This is a genomic window from Mycobacterium sp. (genome assembly GCF_035570115.1).
Taxonomy (GTDB): domain Bacteria; phylum Actinomycetota; class Actinomycetes; order Mycobacteriales; family Mycobacteriaceae; genus Mycobacterium.
The window spans coordinates 19,056-32,424 of the sequence record NZ_DATMLH010000010.1 but is presented as its reverse complement, the minus strand read 5'-3'; the positions used below and the strand labels follow the sequence as shown (position 1 = coordinate 32,424).

The following is a 13,369-nucleotide window of genomic DNA, read 5'->3' as shown; positions in this document are numbered from 1 at the left end:
TTTTCTGGGGGTGTCGGCGATCGCAACCGCGGGTTGGCTGAGCAAGGGCCAATCCGCCAACGTTGCCAACGTGTCGAGGTGGGCGTTCTTGCTGACCTTCGCCGGCGTGGGGCTGAACGCCAACATTCGTTAACTCGTCCGCACTGGCTGGCGGCCCCTGGTGGTGGCGATCATCGGCTTGGTCGTCGTTGCCGCTGTTTCGCTTGGACTGGTGTTGCTCACCTCACGTGGGCTGCACTGGGGTGTCGGGGCAGGCTGAGCATTCCGGCACCTGCGCGCCCTCGAGCGCGACGGCGCGGGCCAGCCGGGCGTAACGCAATTCGAGGTCCTTGAACCGCAAATAGGTGCTCAGCGTGGTGAAGCTGAACGCGATGATCAGCGCGTACAGCATCAGGTCGGTGCCGCGGTCCACCCCGAGCCAGTGCGCCACCACCGTGGTGTCGTTCGGCCGCAGCACGGCGTAGATACCGGCCAGCACGAAAACCAGATAGCCGACTTTGACCCAGGCCTTCGACTGGGCGTTGCGGCGAGACCACAGCAGGTAAACCAGCAACGCGACGATCGAGGTGATCAGCAGACCCTGAATCCAATTCAACGCGGCATCCTTCCTCGCAGGAATCCATCGAAAATGATGTTGACACCGTTCAGCAGCGGTTGGCCCTTGGCTTGGGAGTATTCGGTGTACAGCACCTCGACGGGTTCCTCGGCGACGCGCCAACGGTTTTCGGCGATCAGCATGATGAACTCGGTGGCGTGGCTCATCCCGTTCATGGTGATGTCCAGCCCGTCGGCGACGGCCTTGTTGAACACCCGCAGCCCGTTGTTGGTGTCGGTCAACCCCAGCTTGCGGCCGCGCGGGCTCAGCCTCGCGGCCGTCTGCAGCACAACACGTTTCAGCAGGGGCGGCCTGGAGACACCCTGGCCGAATCGCGTTCCGATGACAATGTCGACATCGCCGGCGCCGAGCCGGTCGATCATCGTGAGGACGTCCTTGACGCGGTGCTGACCGTCGCCGTCGAAGGTGGCGAAGACCTGCGCGCCGGGCTGGCGCCGGGCGTACTCGACGCCGGTCTGGATCGCCGCACCCTGGCCCAGGTTCACCGGGTGGCGCACCAGATGCGCCCCGGCCCGCAGCGCGATGTCGCCGGTGTCGTCGCGGCTGCCGTCGTCCACGCACACGACGTGAGTGAAAATCGAGCGCAGATCGGTGATGACGTCGCCGATGACTCCGGCTTCGTTGAAGGCTGGGACGACGATCCAGACGTTGCGGGTTTCGCTGAGCATTTCGATGTCCACAAGTTACACGCCGGACCACTCAACGCGGCTGATCAGCCGCCCGCGCGCGCCAGCGCGCCCAAATGCACCCCGATACCCACCAGCGGACCGCACAACAACGCGACCACGGTGCGAGTCTCCAGCGGTAGCGGCAACAACAGCAGCAGCGTCGACGCCACCGTCGCCCCAACCCAGCCCAGCGCATAGGCGCGGTGCATTGCGGCGGCCACCGTGGCCGCCCCGGTGAGGGTCAGCATGGCGATCGCCACCGCGGCAGCGGTCAACCAGGCCAACAGCGCGCCGCCCGCGTAGTAGTCGGCGCCGAAGCCGACCCGCAGCAGCCAGGGCCCGACCAGCCCCGCCGCCAGCACGCCGATCGCGCCGATCCCGCCGACCAGCGCCGCCGGCGCGATCAGCGCCCGCAGCCGTTCGGCCCGCTCGTCGACGAAGTGCGCGATCAGATTGCCCTGCATCGCGGTCAGCGGCACCAGCAGCGGCGCGCGAGTCAAGGTGACCGCCAGGATGACCACCCCGCCGTCGGCGCCGAGCTGGTTGGAAGTCGCCTTGAGCAGCACCGGAAACCCCATCACCAAAATCGCGCTGGCTCCGGCCGCGGTGATCGAATGAGCCGCCCCGCGCAGGAATGTCGCGGTGTTGCCCGGCGTCAGCAGCCGGGCCGCGGCCCGGGTCGTCGGCGAGGCCGCGATCATGATCAGCCAGGCCATCGCGCCCGCGACGGTGGCCCACAGAAACCCGACCAGGCCCCAGCCGATCACAAAAGTGGCCACCGCAACCGCCACGCGGATCACCGCGTCGGTGACCATCAGCGCCCCGTATTGCGTCCAGTGGTTGGCCCCGGCCAGCATGCCCAGCAACGTGGCGTGCAAACAGAACCCGGCCAGCCCCACGCTGAGCAGGCCCACCGACAGCCAGGGGGCTTCGACGAAGACCCGGCTGCTCCACAACGGTGAGCTGCCAGCGATCAGCAGAGCGGCGGCGACCCCGACCATGCCGGCCACCCGCAGTGGATGGGTGCGGCGGCCCGGCACCACTTCGGCCCGGTTTTCATGGCCCTCGGCGCGGACTTCTCGGGTGGTTTCCTGCAGCAGGCCGTTGGCGGACCCGGTGACCAGCCCGAACGCTCCCCAAAAGACCGCGAAGACCGAAAACCCCGCCGGAGCCAGGTCGCGGGCGGCGAGGTAGACCACCGCGTAGCCGCACAGGGCGGTCAGCACGGTCGCCGTACCCACCCGGGCCACGCTGCCGCGCGCGATCGGGCTGGCGGAGGCTCCGATGTTAGGGGTCCCGCCGACGTCCGTCACGGTGACGCCACGTCGCAGACCTCGGGCATCACCACGGTTTGAAAATACTCAGTGAAATCCCGGTGCCGCCGTGGGCTGGGATGATTCCGTCCTGCAGACTGACGGCAGAGGGGAGTATTCCTTCGCCGCGGTGTCGTCATCACGTCGCCCACCATCGAGCGACCGTGCCGCGGGCTGTTGCGACTGTGGTCGCGACGGCGGAAGAGACCTCGGGCGTTGTAGTGCACTTCAGCGACCGGAGGCCTCTGTTGTCCGTTCCCGTTCTCGAATGGGTCGTCATTGTGACCGTGACGGTCGCGGTCCTCTTGTTCGACATCGTGATTGTCGCGCGCCACCCCCGCGAACCATCGATGCGTGAATGCACGATCGCGTTGTCGGCGTATGTCGGACTTGCGCTGATCTTCGATGTCTGGGTCTGGGTGTTTCACGGCCACCGGTTCGCGCTGGAATTCCTCGCCGGATGGATCACCGAGTACAGCCTGTCTATCGACAACCTTTTCCTGTTCATCGTCATCATGACGGCGTTCAGAGTGCCCAAGATGTATCAGCAGCAAGCCCTGCTCGTCGGAATCGTGATCGCATTGGTGTTCCGCGGCATCTTCATTGCCCTTGGCGCACTGGCGATTCAGCGTTTCTCATGGGTTTTCTACATCTTCGGCGCGTTTCTGGTCTACACCGCCGTCGGATTGGCTCGCGACCACCACGATGTCGACGCGGAGAATGCGGCCGTTCGGTTCGCTCGGCGTCGTCTGAATACCACCGACCAGTGGCGCGGTCTCAAGCTCTACGTCAAGGACGGCTCCGGCTGGCGCTTGACGCCGATGCTGCTCGTCATCCTGGCTCTCGGTAGTACCGACCTGATCTTTGCCCTCGATTCGATTCCCGCGATTTTCGGGATCACCCGCGAGGCCTTCCTGGTGTTCGCCGCCAACGTATTCGCGTTGATGGGCCTGCGGCAGCTGTACTTCATGCTCGCGAATCTGTTGCAGCGGTTGGTGTATCTGCCCAAAGGCCTTGGCGTCATCTTGATGTTCATCGGGATCAAGCTGATCCTGCAGGCCTTGCGGGAAAACAATCTGCCGTTCATTAACGGCGGCGAGCGTGTCGACGTTCCTGAGGTCCCGACGTTGCTCACCCTCGGGGTCATCCTGGTGACCCTCGCAGTTGCCGCCGCCGCGAGCCTCTACACCACCCGGGCCGCTGGACGGCCCGGATCGTCGCCCGGCTGAACCTCGATTGCCGGGCTTCTCCTCGGGCCGCCGCGCGGCCCGCATCGTCGCCTGGCTGAACCTCGATCAGGCCTCGATGGCGCCGGCGATGCGTCGCTCGATGCTGGTGCGTACGGGGGCTGGCAACACGATCAGCCCGTCGAGTTCCTTGCTCGCCCGCGCATAGGCGTTTTGCCGTTCCTGGGGGGAGGCGGCGTCGTCTTGGGCGAGCCGCAGCAGGTGCTGGGCCCGCGCCAGCCGCTGTTGGTCGTCTTCGGAGAAGTCGCTGCGGCGCCGGCGAATCGCTTCGGTCTCGGCGATGTCGAATGCGCTGACGTACTCGTGCACGGCGTCGCGGTACTCCAGTTGCGCGGTCCGATCGCTGAGCAGGTTCTCGGGCCGTTCCGGGCGCAGCAGGTCGGCCTGCCGCTTCGCCTTGTGGAAAGCGATGGTGAGCGGATTCCTCATGTCGGTCATCAGGGGGAAGTCGAGCAGTTTGGCGATGTCGACCTCATAGTCCAGCCAGCGCGCGTCGGTGCGATCGTGCACGGTGAGGAGTTTGGCGATCTCGCGCCGGTAGCCTTCCTTAATGTCTGGGTTATCTCGCCTTCGCCCGGTTGCTTCCGCGATCGCGATCTTGGCCTGCTGCTTGAGCCGGTACCGTTCGAGCCGCCGCTCGGCTCGCCGTTCGTTGGCCGCGGCGATTGCGCGCACGCTCCCGCCGACGGCGCCCCCCAGCGGGAAGACCAGCCACCAGAAGTTCGCGGCGAAATGAAACAGCGGGCCCACCTTGCCAGGATGCCACTTGCGGCGCTGCCGGCTCGACCCCAGAGCGTGGTAGACCAGCGTCGTGTATTTCGCTGTGCGCGAAGAACCGAAGACGCGTCGTGGTCGCGAGCGGTCGTCGGTGTCAGTGCCCGGAGGTCTTGAACCGCTCCTGTGAGCGCAGCACTTCCGCTTCGGCCTCGGCGCGACCCACCCAATCGGCGGTCTTGACGTACTTGCCCGGCTCCAGCGCCTTGTACTGCGAGAAGAAGTGTTTGATGACGTCCAGCTCGAACTCCGGGACGTCTCCGATGTCCTGGATGTGGTCCCACCGATGATCGCCGGCCGGCACGCACAGCACCTTGTCGTCGCCGCCGTGCTCGTCCGTCATCTGGAACATGGCCACGGGCCGCGCTGTCAGTCCCACGCCCGGGAACAGCGGCTCTGGAAGCAACAACAGGATGTCGAGCGGGTCGCCGTCTTCGCCGAGGGTGTCGTCGATGAAGCCGTAGTCGGTCGGGTAGACCATCGAGGTGTAAAGGTAGCGATCCAAGCGCACCTTTCCCGTGTCGTGGTCTACCTCGTATTTGTTTCGCTGACCTTTGGGGATCTCGATGGTGACGTCGAATTCCACCGTCGCGGCTCCTTCGGCTGGGGTGATCGCTGCCCGTCGGCATTTGTCGAGCGTCAACCCTAGTCCAGGGATTGGGTGCGTAATGCAGCTCCCGCAGACGTCGGTCGGCAGATCTTTCGGCACAATGGGCGCAAAGGAGTCAGGAGAGTCATGCGTCCCACTCAGTGGCGGACGTCTACGCACCTGATCGTGGGAGTGGGCGTGCTGGCGATCGTTGCCGCCGTGGTGGCGGCCACGGCGTTGTTCAGCGCCAGCGGTCGTGGTGCCAGCGGCCCGCAGGTCCCACCCCCACCGCCGGCTGTCACCGCCAAGCCGAGCATCGTCCCGGTGGCGGTGACCGTGCCGGTGCCGACCAAATCCGCCCTGGCCGCGACATTGGCGGCGGTGGTGGCCGATCCCAACCTCGGCAAACTCGGCGGTCGGGTCACCGATGCGATGACCGCCAAAGAACTCTGGCAGCAGCAAGACGACGTGCCGATGCAGCCGGCGTCGACAAACAAAACTCTCACCACCGCCGCCGCGCTGTTGGCGCTGGACCGCGAGGCGCGGGTCACAACTCGAGTCGTGGCCGCCGACCAACCAGGGGCCTCGGGAGTCATCGTGCTGGTCGGGGGTGGCGACCCAACGCTTTCGGGGGCCCCGCCCGGCCAGGACACCTGGTATCACGGTGCGGCGCGCCTCAGCGATCTCGCCGATCAGGTACGGCGCAGTGGCGTGACGCCGACGGCGGTGCAAGTGGACACCTCGCTGTTCAGTGGCCCGACCATGGCGCCCGGCTGGGATCCGGCCGACATCGAGGGCGGCGACATCGCGCCGATCGAATCGGTGATGCTCGACGCCGGACGTATCCAGCCGGCGACCGACGAGTCCCGCCGATCGGTGACCCCGGCCCTGGACGCCGGGCACGCACTGGCCAGCGCGCTCGGTGTTGACCCGCGGCAGGTGACCATCGCGACCCATCCAGCGCCCGTCGGGGCCCGGCAGCTGGCCGCCGTCCAGTCGGCGCCGCTGATCGAGCGACTTAACGAAATGATGAGCGTCTCCGACAACGTGATGGCCGAATGCATCGCCCGCGAGGTGGCGGCGTCCATGCAGCGGTCGCAGAGCTTCGCCGGCGCCGTCGACGCGGTGACCAACCGCTTGAGCCTCGCGCATATCGACACCAGCGGCGCGACATTGCAGGACTCCAGCGGGTTGTCGGTCGAGGACCGGCTTAGCGCCAAGACCCTCGACTCCGTGGTGCAAGGCGCTGCGGGGCCGGATCAGCCGTCGCTGCGGCCGCTGCTGGACCTGTTGCCGATCGCCGGTGGCAGCGGCACGCTGTCCGACAGGTTCCTCGACGCCACGTTCCACGCCGCCGGGCCGGCTGGGTGGTTGCGGGCCAAAACCGGCTCGCTGACGGCCATCAACGCGTTAGCTGGGGTGGTGACCGACCGCGGTGGACGGGTGCTGACCTTCGCGCTGATCTCCAATGACGCCGGTCCGACCGGCCGAACGGCGATCGACGCGGTGGCGAGCACCCTATGGTCGTGTGGATGCGTGACATGACGGCGGCAACGGAGTTGACCGTCGGCCGCACCGTCGACTGGGGATTCGCGGCGACGGTCGGCCAGTGGCTGGCCCGTCCCGGTCCGCCGTCCACCGAGTACACCCGTCGCCAGGCGGTCGACAACCTGGCTGCCGCCGCCAAGGCTGCCGAACCTCCGGTGCGCGACGTCACCGGTCTGCACACCAACGGCGTGGTTCCCGAGGCCCGCATCGTCGACCGGCCGGGGTGGATCCGGGCAGCCGCTGAGTCGATGCGGGTGATGACCGGCGGAACCGATAAGCCGCGAGGGGTTATCTCGGGACGGGTCACCGGCGCGCAGACCGGTGCCGTGCTGGCGTTCGTGGCGTCCGGCATCCTCGGCCAGTACGACCCATTCGCCGCTTCCAATGACGGCGGTGCCTTGCTGCTGGTGTATCCCAACGTCATTGCGGTCGAACGGCAATTGCGTTTGGAGCCTTCGGATTTCCGGTTGTGGGTGTGCCTGCACGAGGTCACCCATCGGGTGCAGTTCACCGCGAATCCGTGGCTGTCCGGCTACATGTCCAAAGCTCTGGGTGTGTTGACTCAGGAGGGCGGCGAAGACGTGGCCCAGATCGTCAGCAGGCTGGCCGACTTCGTCCGAGGCCGCGGCGAACCGTCGCCGACCGAGCCCGACGCACACGCGAGCGGCGTTCTGGGATTGCTGCGTGCCGTGCAGTCCGAGCCGCAGCGCGAGGCCCTGGATCAGCTGTTGGTGTTGGGCACATTGTTGGAAGGCCACGCCGATCACGTGATGGATGCCGTCGGGCCCGTCGTGGTGCCGTCGGTCGCGACCATCCGGAGCCGTTTCGACGAGCGCCGGCACCGCAAGCAACCGCCGCTGCAACGGCTGCTGCGCGCATTACTGGGCATCGAGGCCAAACTGAGCCAGTACACCCGGGGCAAGGCATTCGTGGACCACGTAGTGGGCCGGGTAGGGATGGAGCGGTTCAACACCGTCTGGACCGGTCCGGACACCCTGCCCCGGCCGCTTGAGATCGAATACCCGCAACGGTGGATCGACAGGGTGCTGTAGCCGACCTCAGCGCGGCTGTGGCGGCGTTCGCTAAGGAATACCTCGCCATCGCCGATCACTGGTGCGTGGCGCTTTCCGGGGGCCCGGACTCGTTGGCGCTCACCGCCGTTGCGGCCGGCCTGCTGCCGACCACCGCGCTGATCGTGAACCATGGTCTGCAAAGCGGCTCGGCAGCGATCGCCGCGACCGCGAAGAGTCAAGCCGAGGAGTTGGGATGCGTTGACGCTCAAGTGCTTTGCGTGCAGGTAAGCGGAGACGGCGGTCCGGAGGCCGCCGCCCGCAATGCCCGCTACCGCGCGCTGGAGGACGCCCGTCAGGATCGTCCGGTGCTGCTGGCCCACACCCTCGACGATCAGGCCGAGACCGTGTTGCTCGGGCTGGGCCGTGGTTCGGGCGCCCGCTCGATCGCCGGAATGCGCCCCTACGACCCGCCCTGGTGCCGGCCGCTGCTGGGTGTGCGGCGCGGCGTGACGCACGCCGCGTGCGCTGAGCTGGGACTGGCCGCGTGGCATGACCCGCACAACACCGACCGCCGCTTCACCCGGACCCGGCTGCGCCATGAGGTGCTGCCGCTGATGGAAGAGGTGCTCGGCGGCGGTGTCGCGGAGGCGCTGGCTCGCACCGCGACCGCGCTGCGCGAGGACACCGAGCTGGTTGATGCCCTGATCGCGCAGGCGATGGCGAATTCCGCGACTGCCGAGGGACTCGACACCCGCGCGTTGGCGACGTTGCCCGACCCCGTGCGTCGCGGTGTCATCCGCAACTGGCTGCGTGCCGGCGGCGCGATCGGGCTGACCGACAAGCAGATCCGCGGCGTGAACAGGCTGATCACCGCCTGGCGTGGCCAGGGCGGAGTGGCAGTCGGGTCCGCGCTGCGCAATCAGCGCCTGGTCGCCGGCCGCAGCGGCGGGCTTTTGACGTTGCGTCCGGAACCGATCGTCGAGGCGACGACGCAGAGCGGGCGGCGGCGAGGGGGCGAGCCGGACAATCAGAGCTAAGTCGACCACCGTTGGTCGTCAGCCCGATGACATGGCACGCTGTGGTCGTGGCAGCGGAATCGCCGGAGCTGTACCCCGGGGACATCAAATCGGTGTTGCTGGGCGAGGAGCAGATCCAGACCCGCATCGCCGAGCTCGGGGCGCAAATCGGCGCGGACTATCGCGAACTGGCGGTGGCCGACGACCGAGACCTGCTGTTGATCACCGTGCTCAAGGGCGCCGTCATGTTCGTCACCGACCTGGCGCGCGCGATCCCGCTGCCGACCCAGTTCGAGTTCATGGCGGTCAGCTCCTACGGATCGTCGACGTCGTCGTCGGGGGTGGTGCGCATCCTCAAAGACCTCGATCGCGATATCAACGACCGGGATGTGCTGATCGTCGAGGACGTGGTTGACTCCGGGCTGACGTTGTCGTGGTTGTTACGCAACCTGGCCACTCGGCATCCGCATTCACTACGGGTATGCACGCTGCTCCGCAAGCCAGATGCGCTGCGCGCCAACGCGGATATCGCTTATGTGGGTTTCGACATCCCCAACGAGTTCGTGGTGGGCTATGGCCTCGACTACGACGAGCGCTACCGCGACCTGCCCTACATCGGAACCCTGGATCCCAGGGTCTATCAAGACTGAGCTCGCCCTACCGGAGTTCCCAGACCGCGGTGACCGAGAAGTTCACCGTCTGCTGGCCGGGCTCCAGCGGAACATTCGACGGCATGGCCCCGCCTCGCGGAGCCGGAGCCAGGATGGGCGGTGCGGCTCCGGATGCCTCCGAGATCGAGATGACCTTGCCGAGCTTCAGCCCGGATAGCTGTGCGTACTGCTCAGCCCGGTCCTTGGCGTCCTGAAAAGCCCGCGCACGTGCGTCCTTCACCAGCTGCGAGTCGTCCGCGATGGAGTAGCTGACCGAATTGATCCGGGTGGCGTCGCGGCCGGTACTCAGGATGATTGCCAGCACGTGCGATGCCGAGTCGGCTGGGTGGATCTTGACTCGGATCGAGTTGTCGGCGCGGTACCCGGTGATGCTGCCGCCGGAACTGTCGTACTGGGGTTGCAGACCGACCTCGGTGGTGCTGATGTCCTTGCGATCGACGCCGGCGCCCGCCAGGGCATTGATGACGGCCTGTTGACGGTCGTTGGTTTGATTCATCGCAGTAGTGGCGTCCGGCGCGGTGAACTCGATACCGACGTCGGCGGTGAGGGTGTCGGGCACGCCTTGGACGTGTCCGGAGCCGATGACCGTCACCTGACGTGTGTTGTCCGCCAACCGTTCTGAGTGGCTGTCGCAGGCGGACGAGACGGCGGCCGCGAGACCGACCGCGAGCGCGATCCGGATTGGCAGGCTGGCGCGTTTCGGGACGGGCATGATTGGCACCCTACGCGCGACGTCTACCCACCCCGGGTGGGGTGGGGTATGGTGAGCGGAAAGCAGAATTGGAGTGAGGTATGAGCGAGGAATTGACGGCGAAGAAGCGGGCGGTGCTGAACCGGCTGAAGACGGTTCGGGGCCACCTCGACGGCATCATTCGGATGGTGGAGTCCGACGCGTACTGCGTGGACGTGATGAAGCAGGTCTCAGCCGTGCAGTCCTCGCTGGAGCGGGCCAATCGGGTGATGCTGCACAACCATCTCGAGACGTGCTTTTCCTCTGCCGTGATCGACGGCCGCGGGCAAGCGGCCATCGACGAGCTGGTCGATGCAATCAAGTTCACCCCGGCGCTGACCGGTCCGCTGGCACAGCTGAGCGGTGCTGTCGTCGGCGAACCGAGTGATGAGCAGCTTGCGACGACAGGCAGCAGCTAGACCTGGCGATCAGGACCGTGACTGTCCCCAGTGTTGTGGCCGGTCGTCGATAGGAAGGGAGCGTTCGAGATGTTGTTGCATGGACTCGTGGCGAAAGCGGCGCCCACGGTGGTGACCGGCGCGGTGGGGGTTGCGGCGTATCAGGCGCTGCGCAAAGGGGTAGCGAAGGTTCCGCTGCGCGCGGCGACCGTCACCGTGACCGCGTGGGGCATGCGCTTTGCCCGCGACGCCGAGCGCAAGGCGCAGCATGGCGCTGAGCAGGCCCGACTGACCGCGGCCGATGTGATCGCCGAAGCGAAAGAGCGCATTGGCGAGGACGTTACGCCCCTGGTGGTGGTGGACTCGGACAACAATGGCGCCCACTGACACGCTCGCCGACACCGATATCGCACTCAAGGTTGTCTCCGACGCGGCGGGGCGAATGCGTGTGCACACCACCGGCTTTGACTTCGACGAGGTTCGGGCTGTAGCGATCGAGGACTCGGTCGCCAAGGTGACTGGCGTGTGCGCCGTGTATGCCTATCCGCGAACGGCATCAGTGGTGATCTTTTACTCGCCGGAGAGTCGCGACACCGATGCTGTCTTGTCGGCGATCGCCGACGCGCGGCACGTTCCGGCGGAGTCGGTGCCTGCGCGTGTTCCGCACTCGGTTGGTGCGCGCAAACCCGCTGTGGTGCAGCAGATCACCGGCGCCATCCGTCGGTTGCTGGGTGGCTCGCCGGATGGCGACGAGGTAACCGGGGCAGCTGGCTGCGGCGGCTGCGCCCCCGCGCCGGTGAGCTCATGCGGGGTGTCGCCGGCCGAGGAGAGCAGGCTTGCGCAGCGGACATGGTTGCGGCGAGTGTGGCTGGCCGTGCCGTTGTCGCTCTTGTCGTTTGGGCTGACGACATTTTTAGCCGCATACCCCTGGGCAAAATGGCTGGCATTCGCCGCGACGATACCGGTGCAATTCGTGTCCGGCTGGCCGGTTCTGAAAGGGGCTGTGCAGCAGGCGCGCGCCGGCAGTGCCAACATGGACACGTTGATCGCGCTGGGCACCATGACCGCCTTCACCTACTCCGTCTTTCAGTTATTCACCGGCGGACCCGTATATTTCGACACCGCCGCACTCATCAGCGCATCGGTCGTATTGGGCCGCTATTTCGAGGCCAGAGCGCAGGGCAAGGCGTCAGAGGCAATCGGCAAGCTGCTGGAGATGGGCGCCAAGGAAGCCTGCCTGCTCGTCGGCGAACAGGAAATTCTCGTCCCCATCGATCAGGTTCAAGTCGGGGATCTGCTACGAGTACGGCCGGGAGAGAAAATCCCCGTCGACGGTGAAGTCGTCGACGGGCGCGCGGCCGTCGATGAGTCGATGCTCACGGGCGAGTCCGTTCCGGTTGGGAAGACCGTCGGCGACCGTGTCGCGGGAGCAACGGTCAACCTCGACGGCCTATTGACCTTGCGCGCCAGCGCCGTTGGGGCCGACACCGCGCTGGCGCAAATCGTGCGCCTGGTTGAGCAGGCACAGGGCCGCAAGGCCCCGGTGCAGCGGATGGTCGACCGGGTGTCGGCGGTGTTCGTGCCCGCCGTGATTGGTGTTGCCGCCACGACGTTTGTCGGGTGGACGCTATTGGCCGCTAACCCGGTGGCTGGCATGACCGCCGCGATTTCGGTGCTGATGATTGCGTGCCCGTGTGCGTTGGGCCTGGCCACCCCGACGGCGATCACCGTCGGCACCGGTCGAGGCGCCGATTTGGGGATCCTGGTCAAGGGCGGTGACGTGCTGGAAGCCTCGAAGAAGATCGACACCGTCGTGTTCGACAAGACCGGCACCCTTACCCGGGCCCACATGCAGCTGACCGACGTCATCGCCGGCAAGCGGCGTCAGCCCGATCCGGTGCTGCGGATCGCAGCGGCAGTGGAGTCGGGCTCCGAGCACCCCATCGGCGCGGCGATCGTCGCCGGTGCGCTCGAACGGGGGTTGAAAATACCGCCCGCCGCAGAGTTCACCAGCGTCGCGGGGCACGGGGTGCAGGCGCAGGTCGATGGGCGATCCGTGCTGGTGGGGCGGCGCAAGCTCGTCGAAGAGCACGAGTTGTCGGTGCCCGACGACCTCGCTCTGGCGGCCCTCGAGTTGGAAGAGCGAGGCCGCACCGCGGTTTTCGTCGGCCGTGACGACCAGGTCGTGGGTGTGCTCGCGGTGGCCGACACGGTCAAGGACGACGCCGTCGACGTGGTCCGCAAACTGCATGACATGGGGCTGCAAGTCGTCATGATCACCGGAGATAACGCCCGCACGGCGGCCGCGATCGCGAAGCAGGTCGGCATCGACCGGGTGCTGGCCGAGGTGTTGCCACAGGACAAAGTGAGCGAGATTCGGCGACTGCAGGGCGAGGGCTGCGTGGTTGCGATGGTTGGTGACGGCGTCAACGACGCGCCCGCCTTGGTGCAAGCCGATCTGGGCATTGCGATTGGCACCGGGACCGATGTCGCCATCGAGGCCTCCGACATCACGCTGATGTCCGGCCGGCTCGACGGTGTGGTCCGTTCGATCCAGCTGTCGAGACAAACCCTGCGGACGATCCACCAGAATCTAGGCTGGGCCTTCGGTTACAACACCGCCGCGATCCCTCTTGCCGCGCTGGGCGTGCTGAACCCGATCGTGGCGGGCGCAACAATGGGACTCTCCTCGGCCAGTGTGGTGACAAACTCGCTGCGGCTGCGGCGCTTCGGGCGCGACGCGTGAAAGCCGCCTGTACTACCGTCGATTTCGACAGGCGGGGAAT

14 protein-coding genes and 1 pseudogene are annotated in these 13,369 nt (G+C 66.7%); 9 read left to right on the top strand and 6 right to left on the bottom strand.

Annotation, left to right across the window (positions count from 1 at the left end):
- A pseudogene (locus VNW74_RS00750) lies at positions 1-259 on the top strand (putative sulfate exporter family transporter); the annotation flags it as partial.
- Here the strand turns inward: VNW74_RS00750 and VNW74_RS00745 are convergent.
- Genes VNW74_RS00745 through VNW74_RS00735 form a run of 3 tightly spaced genes read right to left on the bottom strand, consistent with a single transcriptional unit; the run spans position 224 to position 2,615 of the window.
- Positions 224-595 (bottom strand): DUF2304 domain-containing protein, encoded by a 372-nt coding sequence (locus tag VNW74_RS00745; RefSeq protein WP_325674691.1) that lies wholly within the window; start codon positions 593-595, stop codon positions 224-226. The pseudogene VNW74_RS00750 and the gene VNW74_RS00745 sit on opposite strands and share 36 nt — an antisense overlap.
- Positions 592-1,284 (bottom strand): glycosyltransferase family 2 protein, encoded by a 693-nt coding sequence (locus VNW74_RS00740; protein WP_414686568.1) that lies wholly within the window; start codon positions 1,282-1,284, stop codon positions 592-594. Before VNW74_RS00740 ends, VNW74_RS00745 begins: the two co-directional genes overlap by 4 nt.
- Positions 1,285-1,328: 44 nt before the next feature.
- Positions 1,329-2,615, bottom strand: coding sequence for a hypothetical protein (locus VNW74_RS00735; protein WP_414686569.1), 1,287 nt, complete (start codon positions 2,613-2,615; stop codon positions 1,329-1,331).
- 230 nt (positions 2,616-2,845) lie between these two features.
- Here VNW74_RS00735 and VNW74_RS00730 point away from each other — a divergent pair, with 230 nt between their 5' ends.
- Complete coding sequence (locus VNW74_RS00730; RefSeq protein WP_325674688.1) at positions 2,846-3,826, top strand: TerC/Alx family metal homeostasis membrane protein; 981 nt, start codon at positions 2,846-2,848, stop codon at positions 3,824-3,826.
- A 66-nt stretch (positions 3,827-3,892) separates the two neighbouring features.
- On the opposite strand, the gene VNW74_RS00725 is transcribed toward VNW74_RS00730, so the two are convergent.
- Positions 3,893-4,594, bottom strand: coding sequence for a hypothetical protein (locus VNW74_RS00725; protein ID WP_325674687.1), 702 nt, complete (start codon positions 4,592-4,594; stop codon positions 3,893-3,895).
- Between the two features lie 121 nt (positions 4,595-4,715).
- Positions 4,716-5,204: an inorganic diphosphatase gene (locus VNW74_RS00720; protein ID WP_325674686.1), complete on the bottom strand. Its 489-nt coding sequence runs from the start codon at positions 5,202-5,204 to the stop codon at positions 4,716-4,718.
- 150 nt (positions 5,205-5,354) lie between these two features.
- Between VNW74_RS00720 and dacB the strand changes: the two genes are divergently transcribed.
- Genes dacB through hpt form a run of 4 tightly spaced genes read left to right on the top strand, consistent with a single transcriptional unit; the run spans position 5,355 to position 9,434 of the window.
- A complete protein-coding gene (gene dacB, locus VNW74_RS00715; protein WP_325674685.1) occupies positions 5,355-6,752 on the top strand; it encodes a D-alanyl-D-alanine carboxypeptidase/D-alanyl-D-alanine endopeptidase in 1,398 nt (465 codons plus the stop codon).
- Positions 6,749-7,807 (top strand): zinc-dependent metalloprotease, encoded by a 1,059-nt coding sequence (locus VNW74_RS00710; protein ID WP_325674695.1) that lies wholly within the window; start codon positions 6,749-6,751, stop codon positions 7,805-7,807. Before dacB ends, VNW74_RS00710 begins: the two co-directional genes overlap by 4 nt.
- A complete protein-coding gene (gene tilS / locus VNW74_RS00705) occupies positions 7,786-8,805 on the top strand; it encodes a tRNA lysidine(34) synthetase TilS (RefSeq protein ID WP_325674684.1) in 1,020 nt (339 codons plus the stop codon). Before VNW74_RS00710 ends, tilS begins: the two co-directional genes overlap by 22 nt.
- Before the next feature lie 26 nt (positions 8,806-8,831).
- Positions 8,832-9,434 carry a hypoxanthine phosphoribosyltransferase gene (hpt, locus tag VNW74_RS00700; protein WP_325674683.1) on the top strand — a complete coding sequence of 201 codons (603 nt, stop codon included), beginning with the start codon at positions 8,832-8,834 and terminating at the stop codon, positions 9,432-9,434.
- A gap of 7 nt (positions 9,435-9,441) precedes the next feature.
- On the opposite strand, the gene VNW74_RS00695 is transcribed toward hpt, so the two are convergent.
- Complete coding sequence (locus VNW74_RS00695; RefSeq protein ID WP_325674682.1) at positions 9,442-10,167, bottom strand: SIMPL domain-containing protein; 726 nt, start codon at positions 10,165-10,167, stop codon at positions 9,442-9,444.
- A gap of 80 nt (positions 10,168-10,247) precedes the next feature.
- Between VNW74_RS00695 and csoR the strand changes: the two genes are divergently transcribed.
- The 3 genes from csoR to VNW74_RS00680 all read left to right on the top strand — a co-directional run bounded on the left by csoR (position 10,248) and on the right by VNW74_RS00680 (position 13,329).
- On the top strand, positions 10,248-10,604 hold the full coding sequence (gene csoR / locus VNW74_RS00690; protein ID WP_325674681.1) for a copper-sensing transcriptional repressor CsoR: 357 nt from the start codon (positions 10,248-10,250) through the stop codon (positions 10,602-10,604).
- A gap of 69 nt (positions 10,605-10,673) precedes the next feature.
- Positions 10,674-10,970 carry a DUF1490 family protein gene (locus tag VNW74_RS00685; RefSeq protein WP_325674680.1) on the top strand — a complete coding sequence of 99 codons (297 nt, stop codon included), beginning with the start codon at positions 10,674-10,676 and terminating at the stop codon, positions 10,968-10,970.
- Between the two features lie 55 nt (positions 10,971-11,025).
- Positions 11,026-13,329, top strand: a complete 2,304-nt coding sequence (locus VNW74_RS00680) for a copper-translocating P-type ATPase (protein ID WP_325674694.1) — start codon at positions 11,026-11,028, stop codon at positions 13,327-13,329.
- Positions 13,330-13,369 lie beyond the last annotated feature (40 nt).

Coding starts and splice junctions, on each gene's coding strand:
- dacB (WP_325674685.1), top strand. CDS start 5,355: ATGCGTCCCACTCAGTGGCGGACGTCTACGCACCTGATCGTGGGAGTG.
- VNW74_RS00740 (WP_414686568.1), bottom strand. CDS start 1,284: ATGCTCAGCGAAACCCGCAACGTCTGGATCGTCGTCCCAGCCTTCAAC.
- VNW74_RS00695 (WP_325674682.1), bottom strand. CDS start 10,167: ATGCCCGTCCCGAAACGCGCCAGCCTGCCAATCCGGATCGCGCTCGCG.
- VNW74_RS00710 (WP_325674695.1), top strand. CDS start 6,749: ATGACGGCGGCAACGGAGTTGACCGTCGGCCGCACCGTCGACTGGGGA.
- VNW74_RS00680 (WP_325674694.1), top strand. CDS start 11,026: ATGCGTGTGCACACCACCGGCTTTGACTTCGACGAGGTTCGGGCTGTA.
- csoR (WP_325674681.1), top strand. CDS start 10,248: ATGAGCGAGGAATTGACGGCGAAGAAGCGGGCGGTGCTGAACCGGCTG.
- VNW74_RS00685 (WP_325674680.1), top strand. CDS start 10,674: ATGTTGTTGCATGGACTCGTGGCGAAAGCGGCGCCCACGGTGGTGACC.
- hpt (WP_325674683.1), top strand. CDS start 8,832: ATGACATGGCACGCTGTGGTCGTGGCAGCGGAATCGCCGGAGCTGTAC.